Raw genomic sequence first — 16,602 nt, forward strand, 5'->3', positions numbered from 1 at the left:
CCTCTCTATGTGTTTTCTTTCAGCAAAGCGGGAACACGCTGCGTCAGCGACCGCCGTACATCGATCAACCGCTGATTGGCGCTTCCTCGCCAATGGAGCTGCGGATCCGCCCGCTCCTGCACAAAGCGTCCGTCCACGACAACATCTACCGCGTCCAAAAATGGCAGGTTCTCGATTTCCTCCCACTGATAGCCCGTATACAGCCAGATGGTTTTTTTCGGAAAACGCCGCCGGATCTCGCGGCACAGCGCCCCCACCGTATCACGGTTCACCGGAAAAAGCGGATCGCCGCCCGAAAAAGTGGCGCCCGAAACATAATCCTTTTCCAACTCGGCAAACAGCTCGTTTTTTGCCGCCTGATCGAACGGAATGCCTCCCTGCGCGTCCCACGTCACCGGATTATGGCAGCCGGGGCATGCATGGCCGCAGCCAGCGACCCACAGCACGACGCGCAGGCCCTCTCCATTGAGCATATCGTCCTTTGTGATGTTGTGGTAGCGCATTACATGCTTTTCCTTTCCGCGATCTCCGCCATTTTTGCGTCGTTCAGGCGGGTGTCGCCCTTGACGCGTGAATAGGAAAGATATCCGTTCATACGGTCGATCTTGGTCAGGTTGCGGCTGCCGCACTTGGGGCATACATCCATCGCCAGCTCCTCGTGTCCGCAGTCGTCGCAGTAGGACAGGGACAGGTTGACGCCTTCATAATATCCCAGACGCATCGCGCGGCGCACCAGTGTGCGGATAGCCTCCAGATTATAATCGATCGGGTATTTTACATACTGGATCTTGCCGCCGTTGCACAGGTTCCAGAAGCGTCCCTCCAAGTCCTGTTTTTCGATCGGGGTCAGTTCTTCGGTCACATGGCAGTGGAAGCTGTTGGACACATAAGGCCGATCGGACACCCCTTCGATTATACCATACTTTTTCCGAAATTGCTCTACCTGAAGTCCGCAAAGGCTTTCGGCGGGCGTTCCGTAAATCGCGTAGAGGTTTCCGTCCTCCTCCTTGAACTGATTGACCCTCCGGTTGATGTATTCCAGGGTTTCGAGCGCAAAAGCGCCGTCCTCCACTAGGGATTTTCCGTTATACAGCTCCTGCAGCTCATTGAGCGCGGTGATACCGAACGAGGCAGTCGCGGTTTTCATGATGGGCTTGATCTTGTCCGACGGCTTGAGATGGCCGCCATAAAAGCCGCCCTCGCAGTAGGCCAGCGGGTTGGTGGAGGCGCGCATCTCCCCCAGGTACGCATATGTGCGGATATGCAGCTTACGGATCAGTTCGAGATAGTAGTCCAGCACCTCATGGAATGGGCGATTCTCCTGCTGCGCTCTGGCGTAAATCATCGGCAAATGCAGTGATACCGCGCCGATATTCCAACGGCCGATGAATACCGGCTTATCCTCTTCATCCGCCGGCTTCATGCCGCCGCGCTCATACCACGGGGAAAGGAAAGCGCGGCACCCCATCGGGCTGACGATTGCGCCGTATTTTTGATACATGCTGGGAACATACCCTTCCCCCGAAAGCGAGAGCCAGTCCGGATACATGGCCTTGGAGGAGCATAATATCCCCGCCTCAAACACATCCTCCAGCGGTTTGTCGGGGCCGTGCAGCTCCTCATCGTAAAGAAAAACGATTTTAGGGAACAGCACCGGCTTTTTCTGCCCCTTTTTTCCCTGCCCTTTCCGGCGGACATGCAGCATTGTGATCGAAGCGAGCTTAGCAAACCGGCCCGTACCGGTACCCATGGTCATCGTGATGAACGGATAGTCGCCGCGACTGGAGGCCACCGTGTTGAATTTGTACTCCCAGCCCTGGAACCCCTGTTCGAAATCATTCAGTATATCCGCCATGACCTCTTTTTCGACTGCATCCGCAGCCAGCCCCAAGCGGCTGTATTTTTCAGTCAGCAGGTTGTAGCTGCGTTCCGCGTACGGTTCCAGCAAAAGATCGACCGAGGGTACGGTAAAGCCGCCATATTGCTGACTGGCAGCGGACAGCACGATGTCCCCGATCACATCGAACGCCACGTTGAGCGTTTTCGGTTCGTTATACCACAGGTTTCCCATTTCAAAGCCGCCTTTGAGTACATGTTCTACGTCAAACAGGCAGCAGTTCATCGTATCGCGGCGCGCGGACATATCGTGAATATAAATATAACCGTCTCGGCAGGCCTGCAGCTCCTCCGTATTCATGAAAAACTTCTGGTACAGCTCCTTATTGAGCTGGTTGAAAATCAGGCTGCGCTTGGTGGAGACCAGCGCGGAATCCGTATTGGAGTTCTCCTTGTCCCCGATATACATGATGGACTGGCTCTTCTGATACACACTATCCAGCATGCCGACAAAGTCCTGCTTGTAGTTGCGGTAATCGCGATAGCTTTTGGCGACTTCCGGCCGCACGGCCTCCAGCGCAGCCTCCACAATATTGTGCATCTGCCAAATCTGCACCTCTGTCATGCCGTGATCTCGGATGTATCCTTCCACATGGCCGCAGATCGCTTTGAGCTCATCCTCCGTGAAGGTATACAGCACACGGTTTGCCGATTTATTAACGGCAATAACAACCTTTTGTATATTGAATGCTTCTTTGGTGTGATCCTTTTTGATAACGCGTACCATCATTTTTCCTCACTCATATTATTTAGTAGCAAAAATAATTATAGCATACCATATATAGTAGGAAAAGAGGTACACAGCCAAAAATATTCCACAAAAACAGCCGGCTGAATTTGACGGTTTTTGTCATGGTTCAGGTCACCCTTTCCGCGGAAAGCTGAGCGTCGCCAACAGCCCCGGCTGGGTATTGACAAACCGCGCCTTGCCTCCGTGTGCGCGGGTGATCTGGCGCACCAGCACAATCCCAAGGCCGTGCTGCGGCAGCTGCTCCCCAGCGGGGCGCCGCATCTGCGCCAGTGCCGCCTGCGGAAGACCGGCACCGTTATCGGCAACCGAGACCGACCAGGACTGCGCAGAAACGGAAAGGGACAGCTTGATATGAACGCTTCCAGTGTTGTGAAAGACGCTGTTGCGCAATAAATTATCCACCGCACGCCGGAGCAGCGTTTCGTCTCCTGTCACCGTCAAGGCGCCGGCCTCGGATGGGATATCCACCTCCAGCGATACCCGATCGTCTGACAGCATATTGAGCAGTTCGGCCGCCGCTGCGCGTAGCATCGCCGCTGGCCGAAAACTTCCCTGGTGCAGTGGTTGCAGCTCGTATTCCAGTTTGGAGGCCAGGTTCAGATCGCTCACCAGGCGACCAATCCGCTGGCTCTGTTCACGGATGATGCGCGCTTTGCGCCGCGCCTCCTCCGGCAGCACTCCGCTGCTTTCCAACTGCGCCGCATTCCCCTGTACCAGGGACAACGGGGTGCGGATATCGTGCGAAACGCCTGCGATCCACTCGGTACGTGTCCGGTCGCGCTTCTGCAGCATCGTCCGCTGCGTGGAAAGCTGGCGGGAGACCCGATTCAAGTCGGCGGAAAGCTGTCCCAGCACACCTCGTTCAGCAAGCTGCGTTCCCTCCCCCTTTGCCAGCGCGCCGATGCCCTCCGCAAGCGGCGCGGCGGCGCGGTACATGCGCCAACCAAGCAGCAACGCAAGCGCTAGCGCGACCAGCAGGTTCAGCGCCAGTACGCTGGGCGCCCATACCGACAATTGCTCGATCGTATAGGCGGAGGCCCGCATCAGGTATTTCCACTCGCTGCCCGGCTCACTGGCAAGTACCAGCAATCCATCCTCATCCGACCAAACATAAACCGGATAATCCTTCAGGTACCAGCGGGAAAAGGAGGCAATCTCTCCCGCCGTATACTGCCGGGGCAGGTTTTCCGGCATGCGGTCGCTCCAAACAACAGCGCCACTGTCGTCAAGTTGCATTGCCCAAGCATAACGCTCCTCCATTGCCCGACGCGCTTCTGCGGAAACAGCAAAGCATCCGTCCGTCTGACGCTCAATCCCGTCAGCGATGACCTCGACGCGGTCCTCCGGTCTGGGTTTCTCATCCGAACAATGCAAAATGAAGCCCAGCATCACACCTAGATTCAAGATCAACAAAAACAGCCCCACGCCGATTGCCGCGCCTACATACCGTCCGAGTATCCTGCCAAGACCCTTCATTGCCTATCCTCCCGTGTGAGCTTGTACCCAAGGCCGCGCACCGTCAGCAGCCAGCGCGGCTTGGAGGGATTATCTTCAATTTTTTCCCGCAGCCGGCGGATATGCACCATAAGCGTATTTTCGTATCCAAAATTTTCCTCGTCCCACACGGCGCGGCACAGCGCGTCTATGGTAACAATATTGCCCCGATTATCCGCGAGCTTGCGCAACAGCGCGTATTCCTTTGCGGTCAGCGGCGTGGAGTTCGCGTCACGAAGCACCAGCCCGCTGCCCCAATCCACAACCGTTTCCCCCAGCGATAGACACTCCCCCGCATTTTGCAGATTTGCGGCATAGGAACGCCGGAGCACCGCGGTCAGCCGCAGCACCAGTTCCTGCGGAAGAAAAGGCTTGGCGATATAATCATCCGCCCCTAAACCGAGTCCGTGCAGACGATCCGCATCCGCATCGCGTGCGGAAAGGAACAGAATAGGGATATCTCTTTCCTGCCGCAGCTCCTGCAGCAGCGAAAAGCCATCGCCGTCCGGCAGCATCACATCCAGCAGGATCGCCTCCGGCCTGATATCGCCCACCGCCCGCCGCGCCTCCGTACAGCTTTGCGCGGTATATACCGCGAGGAAGCCCGCCTGCATTAAAATCTCCTTTATCATATTGCAGAGCGCCGCCTCGTCATCCACAATTAATATTTTGCAGCTATAAATATCCCGCATATTGCATCACCCCAGCTATGATAACACATATTTCGGTCTATTTGTAAAAAAGTAAGGTAATTGTAAGGTAGGCTTCATCTAATTGTAATCTTCTCATCGTATCATTGTAATATAACAAAAAGAGAAATGGAGTGTTCCCCTATGACGCAAAATCTGGTTGAAACAAAAGGGCTTTGTAAGAGCTATGGCGGTGCGCTGCGCGTCAAGGACCTGCACATGCAGGTGCCAGAGGGCGCGATATACGGCTTTCTCGGCCCCAACGGCGCCGGAAAGTCCACCACCTTGAAAATGATCCTCGGCCTGGCGCATCCTACCGGCGGCGAAATAGACGTATTCGGCAAACGGATGAATGCGAAAAACCGACTGGATATCTTAAAGGATATTGGTTCCCTGATCGAATCCCCTTCTTATTATGGCCATTTGACCGGCGAGGAAAATCTGAAGATCCTGCAGACGCTGCGGAAGGTTCCGGAACAGAATATTCGCGAGGCGCTCGAAATCGTTCGCCTGACCAGCCAAAAGGACAAGCAGGTCGCACATTACTCCCTCGGTATGAAGCAGCGGCTCGGATTGGCCGCCGCACTGCTTGCGCATCCCCGCCTGCTGATACTCGACGAGCCAACCAACGGTCTGGATCCTGCGGGGATTCAGGAAATGCGTGAGCTGATCTGCGACCTGCCGCGCCGCTTTGGCATGACCGTGCTGGTATCCAGCCACCTGCTCAGCGAGATCGATCAGATGGCGACCCATGTGGGTGTAATTGCGGATGGCGCCCTAGTCTACCAAAATACGATCGACCGTCTCCACGAGAAAAGCGAACATCATCTGGCGCTTCGTACGCTTAACAACCCGCTGGCGCAGGCGATCCTGACCCATGACGGCGTAATTAATGACTTGGACGCCGACGAGATTATTCTGCCGCCGCTGGAAAACGAAGAAGTCGCGCACTGCGTCGCCCTGCTGACTGACAGCGGGATTGGCGTGCTCCGTATTGAAGAACGCCGCAAAAACCTGGAGGATATTTTCCTGGAACTGACGGAGGGGGCGGCAAGCTTATGAAAGCGCTCAAAATGGAGTTTTTCAAATGCAGGCGCCGCCGGATATGGCTCCCTCTGCTGGTTATGCTGGCGGCGCAGCTCGCCTGGGGGCTGTACAGCCTCCGCGCGCTGTCGGAGCGGGAGCTGCAGCAGGGCTGGGCGATGATCCTATATAATTTCCCCATGCTCAACGCAATGATGACGCCTGTAATCGCGGCCGTGGTTGCCTCCCGTCTGGCTGATATTGAGCATAAGGGGCAAACCCTCAAGCTGCTTGAAACCGTGCAGCCAACCGGTTCGCTGTTCGACGCGAAGCTGATCTGCGGTGCTGCATACATGACCGGTTTTCTCGCCGTGCAAATGGCGGTCGTCCTGCTGTTCGGCATCTGCAGCGGTTTTGCCGGAAACCCACCGGTGACAAAGCTGACGGAATATTTTTTCTCCAGTTTGGTCACAACCCTGGCGATCCTGCTCTTACAGCTTGTCCTGTCTTTGCAGATCCAAAATCAGATGATCGGCATGATCGTCGGGCTGATCGGCTCGTTTATCGGACTGTTCTCCCTGTTTTTCCCGCCCAGCTTTCAAAAGGCTTTCGTATGGGCGTATTACGCGCTCCTGTATAACACCGGCATGGCGTGGGACGCATCGACCCGTATCTCAGACTATTACTTCATCGATTTCAATCTCAGCGGCTTTCTTTGCCTGATCGCATATTTTCTGGTGATTTATGGGGTTGGCCGCGTGCTTTTTATCCGGAAGGAGGTCTAAACCATGCTGTTACGCACAATCTATGCAGAATTTTGCAAGCTGCATCACTCGTTTATCTGGCTCGCGCTTATCATTCTCCCCATCGTGTCCGCAGGATTGGGTACGGCGAATTATTTGAATAACCTGGGTCTGCTCACGGACCAATGGTATTCGCTCTGGACACAGCACGCCCTGTTTTACTGCGCGCTGTTCGCTCCTGCCCTGACCGGCGTCTACTGCGCTTACGTCTGCCGTCTGGAACACCTCAACCGCAACTGGAACACCGTGATGACCCAGCCGATCCCTATCAGCGTCATGCTGGTTTCCAAGCTTTCCGTCGTATCCTTTTTGACGCTGCTCACGCAACTTTTCATCGGTATACTGTTCCTGATTAGCGGTAAGCTTGCAGGGCTGACCGCCCCTGTTCCATTTGCGCTTGTCTACTGGGTATTCCGCGGCTGGTGGGCGCTCACGGTGCAGGCGGCGCTGCTGCTTTGCGTTGCGCTGGTCATCCGGTCGTTTGCCGTTCCCGTTGCCGCAGGCATCCTTGGTGGATTTTGCGGATTACCCGCGCTGGTCAAAGGCTTCGGCGTGTACTTTCCTTTTTCTCTGCTCAGTCTTGGGATGTGTTCCCACCATCCGACCGAGCCAATGGACTGCAGTGCGGCGGCATTCCTTATCAGCTCGTGCTTTTACCTGCTCCTGGGTCTTACTGCCAGCCTGCTTTGGCTGAAAAAAAGAGATATCAAAACAACATAAAAAGGAAGCGCGGCACGCCGCGCTTCCTTTTCCCTTATTTACAAAGAAAAGCCGTTTCTGAAGAAACGGCTTTTATGGTGGACATTGACGGGTTCGAACCGCCGACCTTCCGCACGTCAAGCGGATGCTCTTCCAGCTGAGCTAAATGTCCATAGAAAGGACGGTAAGCGTACCGTCCGTATTCGCTTGTGCAATCAGTTCTTGCAGCGCTCGAGATACTCGCCTGTACGGGTATCAATCTTGATGCGTTCGCCCTGTTCGATGAACAGCGGAACCTGCACCGTAGCGCCGGTTTCAACCACTGCGGGCTTGAGCGTATTGGTTGCCGTGTTTCCCTTGAAGCCCGGATCGGTTTCGGTGATCTCTAACTCGACGAACAGCGGGGCTTCTACCGCAAACACGCTGCCTTTATAAGAGCAAACCTTGACATTTTCATTTTCCTTGACAAAACGAAAATCATCACCGAGCGTGTCCTTACCAATCGGGATCTGCTCGTAGGTTTCATTATCCATGAAGTAGTAAAGGTCGCCCTCGTTATAGAGATACTGCATATCGCGGCGCTCTACATATGCGGTTTCATATTTATCAGTCGGATTGAAAGAACGCTCGGTGACAGCGCCGGTGATCACGTTCTTCATCTTGACGCGAACAAAAGCAGCACCCTTGCCCGGCTTTACATGCTGGAACTCGATAACCTGCTGCACCTGACCGTCCATTTCAAAAGTAACGCCATTACGAAATTCGCCTGCGGTCATAATCGGTATTCCTCCAAAGAAAAAATCCTCGTTTTGCTGTCCTCACGAACAGCGCTTATTTATATTACCCCAATTTTCCCGTTTTGGCAAGAGGATTTTTCAATTTTTATTAAAATTTTTTTCACCCCACAAAACAGGCAAACGGCGCCGTTTATGAAACGGCGCCGCGCAGGCCCTATTCCCTTATATGTCGTGGCAGGTTCAGCAGCAGCAACCGCAGTTGTTTCCGCAGTTGTTCATATCGCTGTATCCATTATTGTTCTGGCAGCAGCAGATCCAGATCAGGATGACCACGATAATGATCCACCACCAGTTGTTTTCGCCCCAAAGAGAATTAGAAGAACACATAAGTTATTTCCTCCTATCAAAGATTTCACTTCATACTATGGAGGAAGCAGCGCGTTGGTTACACGGCGTCAGAAATTTTTCCCAGCAGTCCGTCCCGAAACAGCCCCCGCACCTCTACGGCTACCGGCGTATTCTTGCAAATCCCTCCCCCCTCTATATAGATAGGAAAGCCATATTGTCCATGCGACATCCAGCGTCCGCCCACACAGTGTTCCGGCAGGACCTCCAGCGTTTTCCCCACAAACCGTCCAAGGTATTTCTCTGTGAGCGCAGCCGCAGCCTTTTTAGCACGCGCGGCTCGTTCCGCCTTCACCGCTTTCGGCAGCTGCCCGTCCATTCGGGCGGCGCGCGTCTTTTCGCGGATCGAAAACGGGAACACATGTACTGCGGAAAACGCGCATTTTTCCAAAAACGCAAGCGTTTGTGCGAACTCCTCTTCGGTCTCCCTGGGAAAACCAACGATCAGGTCGGTAGTCACCGAGCAGTCCGGAAAATATTTTTTCAGCAGTTGTACTTTATCATAATACGCTTCCGTTGTGTATTTCCTTCCCATACGCTGCAGTACACTGTCGCACCCGCTTTGCAGGGACAAGTGAAAATGGCGTGCAAGGTTGGAAAATCCTGCTGACCGCTCGCAAAACTCCCTGTCAACAATGCGTGGGTCGAGAGAACCCAAGCGGAAACGCATCGCGGGATTGGCGGCCAGAAGCCGGCACAGCAGATCGGTCAGGGACACCGGCGGAACCAGGTCGCGGCCATAAGAGGCGATCTCGATCCCTGTCAGGACGATTTCATGCACGCCCTCCCGCAAAAGGCGGGCGGCTTCCTGCAGAGCCTGCTCCGGCACCATGGAGCGTACCCTGCCGCGAGCATAGGGAATAATGCAGTAGGCGCAGAAATTGTCGCAGCCGTCTTCGATCTTCAGCAAGGCCCGTGTGCGCCCATCCGGCACACCGGCAGGCAGATATTCAAAGCAGCCCTGTCCGTCCCGTTCCTCTCCTGCCGGCGGCAAATGGAGAACCGCATTTTCACACAGGCCGATCACCGCGGCTCGGTCGCGCGTGCCGCATATGATATCGACCTCCTCTGTTTTTCGGATGCGCTCCGGATCGATCTGCGCAAAACAGCCGCACGCGGCAATCACGGCATGCGGATTTTCCTTGCGCAGCTTATGAAAAGCACGGATATTTTTGTGGTCCGATACCGAGGTGACCGTGCAGGTGTTAACAATGACAGCGTCAGCACCATTTTCCACAATTTCATGCCCACGTTCTTGTGCAAGCTGCTGTAACGCTTGCGTCTCAAACAGATTTACTTTGCAGCCCAACGTAAAAAAAGCAAATTTCATACAGCACTCCTACTGGGTAAATTGGTATATTTTTTCTGTATTATAGCATAAAATCGGTCACTTTTCCAAGGAAACTTAAATTTAATTTGACAAATCCAGGCATACATGATATACTGTTTCCGTAATGTAACCTGAGACTGTAATCACTTTGTAACTATTAAGGAGTGCATATCTATGCCTACCACCGCCAAGAAGAACGATCTTCTGGAATATAAAGGCCATCCGCTGATGCGCAAGGAGAATATCATTTACTATGGTTCCATGAGCGACTCTCACATCATTATGATGCAGATCTTGGATGCCGGCGAGGTCAAAGGGCTTCCTGTCGCAAAGCGCGTTTCCGTACAGCTCCAGCAGACAAACCCCAATGTCCGCATGAAAGAGCGTATTGTGAAAAAAACCGAAAAAGATAGCCTGTGGGCGGCGATGGATATCGCCTCGATTTGGCTCGGACGTGCGCTCAACAGCAAGTAAAAGCCGAAGCATGGTAAAACGAAGGAGCTTATCCATGAATTCACCAAAAAAACTGATTCGGATCGCTGTCTCGGCCGCTTTAGCGGCTTCAATGCTTCTGCCGAACGCTTTCGCATTGTATCCCGCAAAGGTCAAGGCGGACGCCCTGTATCTCCGTGAGGCCCCTGAGGGAAACATTATTGCAACCCTGCCGCAGGATACGGTGCTTGCCGTGGTCAACAACAGCAACAGTTGGTTCAAGGTCGTTGTAAATGGCCGCGAGGGTTATGTCAGTGGCGAATACCTGACCGGTACGCTGACCAGCGACTTTAATTTAGGGACCGGCCATATCGTCTGCGATACGACCGTCAACCTCCGCGAACAGCCCAACACCTCCTCCTCGGTTCTTGCCTCCCTGTCCAACAGTACCGCCGTTTCTGTGACTGGCGTATACCAGGGATGGTATAAGGTGTCCTGTAATGGCAAAAACGGATACGTCCATCCGGATTACATAACGTTTGCCGCAGTGCAGACGCCGGCTCCGGCAGAGAACAAGGCTCCGGTCACCCCAGATTCCAACGTTGTTTCCTATACCGGAACAAGTGAAGCGCGGGCTGAGGTTCTGGAATACGCAGCCCAGTTCCTCGGGACGCCCTATGTTTACGGCGGAAGTTCTCCCAGCGGTTTTGACTGCTCCGGCTTTACCTCCTATGTATTTAACAATACGGTAGGATCCATCCCCCGGGTGGCGCAGTCCCAGTTTAACGCCACAACGCATGTTTCCCGTGAGGAGCTGTTGCCCGGCGATCTGGTGTTCTTTGGGAGCAGCGCTTCTTCCATCAGCCATGTCGGCATCTATGTGGGAGACGATACGTTTATCCACTCCCCCCACACAGGCGATGTGGTAAAGTATGAATCTCTCTCCGGTAACTATGCGTCCCGTTTCCAGGGCGGCGGACGAGTGATTTTCGATTGATCAAAAGCCTTTCGCTGTATACAGCGAAAGGCTTTTTCTATGCCTCCAGGGAAATGGCTCCATCCGCAAAACGGATTGCTTTCGGTTCTATCCCCCATGTCATGAGCTGACGGTTCAGGCTGTCCGCTATTTGCTCGGATATCTTTGCTGCGGTTTCCTCTGGTAAAACAATCCCGGCAATTTCCATCGTGGCGCAGTCCAGCTTTATACTGCCTGATTCCGCGGATATATTCCAAACGCTATACACCTTGCAGGGGTCTGGCAGAAACAATACCGCCGTTCTCATCCCCCCTGTTGCAAGCCCGCTGTCCACCAGGCTCTGCTTCTGCACGGACGCCCCCAGGGATACGATTCCATCCTTGCTGATTTTTGCAGTGATGCCGTCCGGTGAAAACGGAAGCGCCTGCACGATCATCGTACACAGGTCATCCTCGCTGAGCTGCATTTTCATCTGGAGATCCTCCTCTTCTTCTGTTTGCGGCGCCGGAGCCGGATTTTCCGGCTCCTTTGTCTCTATTTGATCGGCAGGGTGACCAAGCAGCATCCTGCCGATCATCAGCAGGCACAGCAGCATGCAGACACCCAATATCAGCGTATATACGAAACTGCGTTCCTCATCCATAAGGTGTTCCCGCCTCTTTTCATTCTGTCGTTACCGAATTATATGCATATACACCGCAGCATATGAAAAAAACCTGCTGGGAGCATCCCAGCAGGTTTTTCCATTTTACTCAGTTGCAGCACTTAGAGGAATTCTTATTCCCGCAGCCGCAGCTTCCGCAGGCGTTGCCGCCGCCGACATTGCCGGTCATGCAGTCCGAAAACTCCTGCTTGGGCGGGAAGAATTCATCGATCGGGAACTCAAAGTTCGCAAAGATCGCACACGGATCCTGCGCTTCACCAGCACCGCTGTTCGAGCAATCGCGGCGCGGCAGGCAGATATCGTAAGCCGGCATCAGCAGTTGGATATCACGTTCCAGACGAATGATCGAGAACTGGCCCAGCGTAATGAACAGCTGGTAGCCATCGGTACCCAGAACAAGATCGTCGCCCTGGAAGCAGCCGCCGATCGCGCGCGGCACTTCGTTCAATGCACAGCAGCAGCAGTTGCAGGAAACCTCCGGCGCTACGACGCGGGCGTCCAGCAGGATCGGGTCAACAACCTCCACCACCGCGGTCGGTTTGTTGCTGTCCGGACAGAGCTGGACATCCATGCCATCCTCTACAAAACGGGACGAGAAAATGCGTGCGCCGCCCTCGCCGCCGAACAGAACAACGCGCTTATCAAAGACGGACAGACCATCGATGATGCGGGGGCGTCCGACCAGGCAGCTGACTTCGCACTCGATCTTATAGAAGAATCGAATATCAATCGTGTAGAACCCGCGGTTGAACTGCACCTTCTCCACATCGATCTTGACGCAAAGCAGCTCTGCGGAACGCGGCTTCACCGATACGATGCCGCCGGAATTAAGCAGTTCCTGCGCATCGCGGCACAGATATACCCGAATATCGCGCAGGCATTCCTTGCTGCGGCAGGAATCATAAACTTTACTGGTGTGAACACAAACCGCCTCACGGATACCGCCGGCAACGTTATTATTACCATTGCCGCAGATCGGGCCGGGGCAGCAGACTTTATCAGCCATGTATATTACCTCCAAATAGTGATTGAAGAGACTTCAATACCAGTCTATTCAAAGGTACGCCGTGTGTTACTGCACCAAATCCTCGTCTGTGACAAAGAACTCCTGATCCATATCCATGCAGCGGCGGTCCAGCTCGGAGGTCGTGCCAAGCCGCCGCCGCACAGCGTCATATTCCTGCCTTGCCCTGGGATTCTCTTTCCCTGTGCGTACCGCGCGTATCAGCAGGTTTTTCGGCGTATCGAGCGGCGAAATATATTCAACCACAGAAACGCGGTAGCCCTCCGCCTCCAGTTTGAGCGCGCGCATACTATCGGTCAAAACATCGTTGAATCGTGCTTTGAATACCCCGTGTTTGGTCAGGGGGGCGAGGTCGGGCAGACGGTACTGATCCAGCAATTCCTTGTGGCAGCACGGCACACAGGCAATATATCTTGCCCGCGCGCGTATCGCGGTCGCCAATGCAAGGTCGGTCGCGATATCGCACGCATGCAGTGAAATCACCGCCGTTACATTCTTCGGCGGCTGGTAGGCTCTCAGATCCGCGCACTGGAATACCATATTATGATAACCGAGCCGCTTTGCCATTGCCCTGCTTTCTTCAATAACATGCTCATTAATGTCAACGCCGATCACGCGGCACCGCCGCCGCAGCACATTGTGCAGGTAATAATTCATCACAAAGCTGAGATAAGATTTTCCGCAGGCGCAGTCCAGAAGGACGATTTCCTCCCCGTCGTCTTTTTCGAACATGGGGGCAACCAGTTCAACATAGTGGTCTATCTGGTTATATTTACGGATCATATCGTTTTTGAGCTTTCCGTCTGCTGTGAGGATGCCTATTTCCCGTAAAAGCGGCGCTGCATGGTCAACGCGGATCAAATACTGCCGACCGCTGTCCAGCAGGGGATTCGCCGCAGTCGCCTGCTCTTCGGTTGTCGCTTCCCGCTCCGCCTGCTTCATCTGTACGCCGCGCGCGTCTACCGTCAGCGACACGACGGTACCGCGTTCGGTGTAGGACAAACGTGCTTCGTCGAATTTCTCCGCCTGCTGGGAGAAAAAAGCACAGAAAGCCACGGAGTCGACCGCCGTCTCCGTCCCTTGGAAGCGGAGCGTATAGCCTGTCTCCGCCCGTGCCAGGCTGGCGTCAAATTTCTTTTTCCCAGATAGGAATATGCAGTCTGCCCGCACAAAGTAATCCCTGTTTTTTGTCAGCCGCGCCGCAATACCGGTCAATAACAGCTTCAGCTTGGCCTGATCGCCTTTTTGCATACTATTCGCACCTCTTGCCCGCCCTGGCCGGCGGTGTTTTCCATTGTTTTAATATAACATATCACGCTGGTTTTTGCCACGCTGAAAACCGTTTCACAACGACAATGTGTGCCAATCTGGAAACAGCTTTTCGGTCTCGTGGGAAACCAGAACAACCGCGCGCCCCCTCCGGTACCGGCGCAACGCTTCTGCCGCATGCCAGAGGGTCTGCGCGTCCAGACCGGCAAACGGTTCATCAAGCACCAGGATATCTCCCTGCGCCGCAAGCGCCCGTGCCAGCGCGACCCGTCGACGCATCCCGCCGGAAAGCGTACAGACCGGCTGTTCCAGAGCACTGTCGGGAAGCAGCGTGTTCAGAATGCGGAACGCGGATGGACTGTCGTCGCAGACCAGCGCTACGTTCTGCAAAGCACTCCAATTTTCGACCAGACGGTCCTCCTGAAACACTGGGCAAAAGCGAACCGCAGCTGGTATGATCCGCTTTCCGCTATCGGGTTGCTCCAGCCCCATCATCAGCCGCAGAAGCGTTGTTTTTCCAATGCCGGAAGCGCCGGTTACCTGCCAGCACTCCCCTGGCCCGAGCGTCCAGCACAGGTCATGAAGCACCGCGTTTCCGTCAAACGCCTTATCAATATGCTCTATCCGCAGCATCATGCGGCGATCCCCCATTTCCTTTGCACAGTGGCAAGCGCGAAAACCAGCAGCCGCTCCAGCGCCAGGCTGAGCAGGATGATCACCAGCGACCACGCAAACAAATCCGCCGTATTTAGATAGAGCTTGGATAAATAAAGCTGCTCCCCAATCGACCAGCGCGGAAGCCCGATGATTTCACCCGCAACGCCAGCCTTCAGCGCCATACCGACGGATACACGGCAGGCGGACAGCAAATACGGCAGACAGGCGGGCAGCCACACGGCCCGCAGGCGTTTGGCTGGCGTCAAATGAAAAAGCTGCGCCATTTCCAGCATCCCCTGATCGGTCTGCTGCAGACCCTCGCCCAAATTGATGTATACAGCGGGAAAAACAACAAAAAATGCGGTTAAGACGGAAATCCATTCCGAACGAACCCAAATCAGCGCCACCACGATGAAACACGCCACCGGAAGGCTTTTCATCACCTGTATCAGCGGCCCGAGCAGCATACGGAGAACCGGCATCCGGCGGCAGGCGATGGCAAGCAGACAGCCTGTGCTAAAGGCCAGCAAAAAACCCGACGCGATTTTCCCCAACGAATGCGCGATCGAAAACCAGAATTCACTGTTCCGCAATAGGGAAAGCAGGCTCCGCACCGTCGGTACGGGACCTGCAAATAACAGCTTGGGCAAAAGCACAGCCGCCGCCTGCCAAACAGCCAGCCAGAAAAGCGCGGTCACACCGATGCGAAACCAGCGCTTAGCCCAAATAGTAGAAACCTTCATCGGGCAGCGTTCCCCCTACCGCGTCCGGCGCGATCCCGTAAAGCATTTCCAGATAATCCGAAACCCAGCCCTTCATCTCCTGTCCCGACGCTGCCGCCACAGGGTTGAAATTGGTCAACACGAGCTGTGCTACTGGCGCCTTGACGATACCGTATGCTTCGATCAACTGCGCGCCTGCCTCCGGATCGGAAACAACCGTTTCAACAGACTGCTGATGATCCTGCACGAACTGCGCCACCGCCGCAGGATGCTCATCCGCAAACGCCTTGCGGACGACCGTGACGCCGGTCGCGATCCCCTGCCCATTCGGGCTGTACGTTTTCCATGCGTCTTCCAGCGGGAAATTAATTGATAGTTCCTGATCCTGCATCAATGCAACGGTTGCGAAAGGCTGCGGCAGGATGCCGACCGCTTCTGCATCCTGCGACAGTGCGGATACCACCTCGGTCGCCTCGCTTTTGAATGCAATCGTCAAATCGCTTTCCTCGATACCGCTTTTGTCAAGCAGGTAACGCAGCGTCCACTCCGGTGTAGTCCCCTTGCCGGTCATATAAATGGTCCTGCCCGCTAAGCCCTCAAGCGTATTCAGGGCTTCGTCGTGAGAAACCGCGTATAATACGTTTCCGGCGTTGACGTCCAACACCTGCACGCCGCCCTCGGTCCTCTGGTACAGGGTTGCCGCCAGATTGGTCGGGATAAGCGCGATGTCCACCTCGTCTTTACCGATCAACGGGACGATCTCGTCCGCGGAGGTATAGAGATCGAACTGGTAATGTGTCTCGTCCCCCTCGTTATCCTTTATCATCTGAACCAGCCCCATGGCTGTAGGTCCTTTCAAGGCGGCGACGCGGATACTTACCCCGTCTTCGTAACCGGCTTCCACCGTCGCTGTTTGCTGCTGCTCAGGCTCCTGCAGCGCCGTATCGCCCTGTCCACAGCCCGCAAGCAGGGATAACGCCATCACTGACGCCACTAAACCGGATAAAATACGTTTCATTTCCATTCTCTCC

18 protein-coding genes and 1 tRNA gene are annotated in these 16,602 nt (G+C 54.7%); 5 read left to right on the top strand and 14 right to left on the bottom strand.

Annotated elements, in window-relative coordinates; all coding sequences use genetic code 11:
- Positions 1-5: 5 nt before the first annotated feature.
- The 4 genes from nrdG to OCV66_RS01415 form a co-directional block, all read right to left on the bottom strand.
- Positions 6-503 carry an anaerobic ribonucleoside-triphosphate reductase activating protein gene (gene nrdG, locus OCV66_RS01400; RefSeq protein ID WP_147573696.1) on the bottom strand — a complete coding sequence of 166 codons (498 nt, stop codon included), beginning with the start codon at positions 501-503 and terminating at the stop codon, positions 6-8.
- Positions 503-2,626, bottom strand: coding sequence for an anaerobic ribonucleoside-triphosphate reductase (gene nrdD, locus OCV66_RS01405; RefSeq protein WP_054325974.1), 2,124 nt, complete (start codon positions 2,624-2,626; stop codon positions 503-505). Before nrdD ends, nrdG begins: the two co-directional genes overlap by 1 nt.
- 132 nt (positions 2,627-2,758) lie before the next feature.
- A complete protein-coding gene (locus tag OCV66_RS01410; protein WP_054325975.1) occupies positions 2,759-4,123 on the bottom strand; it encodes a sensor histidine kinase in 1,365 nt (454 codons plus the stop codon).
- A complete protein-coding gene (locus OCV66_RS01415) occupies positions 4,120-4,833 on the bottom strand; it encodes a response regulator transcription factor (protein ID WP_054325976.1) in 714 nt (237 codons plus the stop codon). Before OCV66_RS01415 ends, OCV66_RS01410 begins: the two co-directional genes overlap by 4 nt.
- Positions 4,834-4,974: 141 nt before the next feature.
- Between OCV66_RS01415 and OCV66_RS01420 the strand changes: the two genes are divergently transcribed.
- The 3 genes from OCV66_RS01420 to OCV66_RS01430 are packed head-to-tail and all read left to right on the top strand — an operon-like array spanning position 4,975 to position 7,376.
- Positions 4,975-5,892: an ATP-binding cassette domain-containing protein gene (locus tag OCV66_RS01420; RefSeq protein WP_054325977.1), complete on the top strand. Its 918-nt coding sequence runs from the start codon at positions 4,975-4,977 to the stop codon at positions 5,890-5,892.
- Positions 5,889-6,638, top strand: a complete 750-nt coding sequence (locus tag OCV66_RS01425) for an ABC transporter permease (protein WP_054325978.1) — start codon at positions 5,889-5,891, stop codon at positions 6,636-6,638. Before OCV66_RS01420 ends, OCV66_RS01425 begins: the two co-directional genes overlap by 4 nt.
- Before the next feature lie 3 nt (positions 6,639-6,641).
- Positions 6,642-7,376, top strand: a complete 735-nt coding sequence (locus OCV66_RS01430; protein WP_147573697.1) for an ABC transporter permease — start codon at positions 6,642-6,644, stop codon at positions 7,374-7,376.
- A 75-nt stretch (positions 7,377-7,451) separates the two neighbouring features.
- Here the strand turns inward: OCV66_RS01430 and OCV66_RS01435 are convergent.
- The 4 genes from OCV66_RS01435 to mtaB all read right to left on the bottom strand — a co-directional run bounded on the left by OCV66_RS01435 (position 7,452) and on the right by mtaB (position 9,827).
- Positions 7,452-7,527, bottom strand: a tRNA-Val gene (locus OCV66_RS01435).
- A gap of 43 nt (positions 7,528-7,570) precedes the next feature.
- Positions 7,571-8,134, bottom strand: coding sequence for an elongation factor P (gene efp / locus OCV66_RS01440; RefSeq protein WP_054325979.1), 564 nt, complete (start codon positions 8,132-8,134; stop codon positions 7,571-7,573).
- Positions 8,135-8,332: 198 nt separating this feature from the next.
- On the bottom strand, positions 8,333-8,479 hold the full coding sequence (locus OCV66_RS01445) for a hypothetical protein (protein ID WP_162838358.1): 147 nt from the start codon (positions 8,477-8,479) through the stop codon (positions 8,333-8,335).
- A 58-nt stretch (positions 8,480-8,537) separates the two neighbouring features.
- A complete protein-coding gene (mtaB, locus tag OCV66_RS01450) occupies positions 8,538-9,827 on the bottom strand; it encodes a tRNA (N(6)-L-threonylcarbamoyladenosine(37)-C(2))-methylthiotransferase MtaB (protein ID WP_147573698.1) in 1,290 nt (429 codons plus the stop codon).
- Between the two features lie 174 nt (positions 9,828-10,001).
- On the opposite strand from mtaB, the gene OCV66_RS01455 reads away from it, so the two are divergent.
- Together OCV66_RS01455 and OCV66_RS01460 are read left to right on the top strand one after the other, a co-directional pair.
- On the top strand, positions 10,002-10,301 hold the full coding sequence (locus OCV66_RS01455) for a hypothetical protein (RefSeq protein WP_054325982.1): 300 nt from the start codon (positions 10,002-10,004) through the stop codon (positions 10,299-10,301).
- A gap of 34 nt (positions 10,302-10,335) precedes the next feature.
- Entirely contained in the window at positions 10,336-11,256 is a 921-nt protein-coding gene (locus tag OCV66_RS01460; RefSeq protein WP_159068019.1) for a C40 family peptidase, read from the top strand.
- Positions 11,257-11,293: 37 nt separating this feature from the next.
- Here the strand turns inward: OCV66_RS01460 and OCV66_RS01465 are convergent, their stop codons facing one another.
- The 6 genes from OCV66_RS01465 to OCV66_RS01490 form a co-directional block, all read right to left on the bottom strand.
- The gene (locus OCV66_RS01465) at positions 11,294-11,878 is read right to left on the bottom strand and encodes a hypothetical protein (RefSeq protein ID WP_054325984.1); all 585 of its coding nucleotides are present in this window, start codon (positions 11,876-11,878) and stop codon (positions 11,294-11,296) included.
- 109 nt (positions 11,879-11,987) lie between these two features.
- Positions 11,988-12,905 carry a hypothetical protein gene (locus OCV66_RS01470; RefSeq protein WP_174887839.1) on the bottom strand — a complete coding sequence of 306 codons (918 nt, stop codon included), beginning with the start codon at positions 12,903-12,905 and terminating at the stop codon, positions 11,988-11,990.
- 66 nt (positions 12,906-12,971) lie between these two features.
- Positions 12,972-14,174, bottom strand: coding sequence for a class I SAM-dependent methyltransferase (locus OCV66_RS01475; protein ID WP_054325985.1), 1,203 nt, complete (start codon positions 14,172-14,174; stop codon positions 12,972-12,974).
- 93 nt (positions 14,175-14,267) lie between these two features.
- On the bottom strand, positions 14,268-14,828 hold the full coding sequence (locus OCV66_RS01480; RefSeq protein WP_054325986.1) for an ABC transporter ATP-binding protein: 561 nt from the start codon (positions 14,826-14,828) through the stop codon (positions 14,268-14,270).
- Positions 14,825-15,592 (bottom strand): ABC transporter permease, encoded by a 768-nt coding sequence (locus tag OCV66_RS01485; protein WP_107630527.1) that lies wholly within the window; start codon positions 15,590-15,592, stop codon positions 14,825-14,827. Before OCV66_RS01485 ends, OCV66_RS01480 begins: the two co-directional genes overlap by 4 nt.
- Positions 15,567-16,589: an ABC transporter substrate-binding protein gene (locus tag OCV66_RS01490; protein ID WP_054325988.1), complete on the bottom strand. Its 1,023-nt coding sequence runs from the start codon at positions 16,587-16,589 to the stop codon at positions 15,567-15,569. Before OCV66_RS01490 ends, OCV66_RS01485 begins: the two co-directional genes overlap by 26 nt.
- Positions 16,590-16,602: the final 13 nt, after the last annotated feature.

The organism is Agathobaculum ammoniilyticum (assembly GCF_025567315.1).
Lineage (GTDB): Bacteria > Bacillota > Clostridia > Oscillospirales > Butyricicoccaceae > Agathobaculum > Agathobaculum ammoniilyticum.

What these genes read in the sequence shown, in the direction of transcription:
- OCV66_RS01430 (WP_147573697.1), top strand. Translation starts at nt 6,642, where the DNA reads ATGCTGTTACGCACAATCTATGCAGAATTTTGCAAGCTGCATCACTCG.
- OCV66_RS01470 (WP_174887839.1), bottom strand. Translation starts at nt 12,905, where the DNA reads ATGGCTGATAAAGTCTGCTGCCCCGGCCCGATCTGCGGCAATGGTAAT.
- mtaB (WP_147573698.1), bottom strand. Translation starts at nt 9,827, where the DNA reads ATGAAATTTGCTTTTTTTACGTTGGGCTGCAAAGTAAATCTGTTTGAG.
- OCV66_RS01425 (WP_054325978.1), top strand. Translation starts at nt 5,889, where the DNA reads ATGAAAGCGCTCAAAATGGAGTTTTTCAAATGCAGGCGCCGCCGGATA.
- OCV66_RS01415 (WP_054325976.1), bottom strand. Translation starts at nt 4,833, where the DNA reads ATGCGGGATATTTATAGCTGCAAAATATTAATTGTGGATGACGAGGCG.
- OCV66_RS01445 (WP_162838358.1), bottom strand. Translation starts at nt 8,479, where the DNA reads ATGTGTTCTTCTAATTCTCTTTGGGGCGAAAACAACTGGTGGTGGATC.
- nrdD (WP_054325974.1), bottom strand. Translation starts at nt 2,626, where the DNA reads ATGATGGTACGCGTTATCAAAAAGGATCACACCAAAGAAGCATTCAAT.
- OCV66_RS01410 (WP_054325975.1), bottom strand. Translation starts at nt 4,123, where the DNA reads ATGAAGGGTCTTGGCAGGATACTCGGACGGTATGTAGGCGCGGCAATC.
- OCV66_RS01455 (WP_054325982.1), top strand. Translation starts at nt 10,002, where the DNA reads ATGCCTACCACCGCCAAGAAGAACGATCTTCTGGAATATAAAGGCCAT.
- OCV66_RS01480 (WP_054325986.1), bottom strand. Translation starts at nt 14,828, where the DNA reads ATGATGCTGCGGATAGAGCATATTGATAAGGCGTTTGACGGAAACGCG.
- nrdG (WP_147573696.1), bottom strand. Translation starts at nt 503, where the DNA reads ATGCGCTACCACAACATCACAAAGGACGATATGCTCAATGGAGAGGGC.
- OCV66_RS01485 (WP_107630527.1), bottom strand. Translation starts at nt 15,592, where the DNA reads ATGAAGGTTTCTACTATTTGGGCTAAGCGCTGGTTTCGCATCGGTGTG.
- OCV66_RS01460 (WP_159068019.1), top strand. Translation starts at nt 10,336, where the DNA reads ATGAATTCACCAAAAAAACTGATTCGGATCGCTGTCTCGGCCGCTTTA.
- OCV66_RS01475 (WP_054325985.1), bottom strand. Translation starts at nt 14,174, where the DNA reads ATGCAAAAAGGCGATCAGGCCAAGCTGAAGCTGTTATTGACCGGTATT.
- OCV66_RS01420 (WP_054325977.1), top strand. Translation starts at nt 4,975, where the DNA reads ATGACGCAAAATCTGGTTGAAACAAAAGGGCTTTGTAAGAGCTATGGC.
- OCV66_RS01490 (WP_054325988.1), bottom strand. Translation starts at nt 16,589, where the DNA reads ATGAAACGTATTTTATCCGGTTTAGTGGCGTCAGTGATGGCGTTATCC.
- OCV66_RS01465 (WP_054325984.1), bottom strand. Translation starts at nt 11,878, where the DNA reads ATGGATGAGGAACGCAGTTTCGTATATACGCTGATATTGGGTGTCTGC.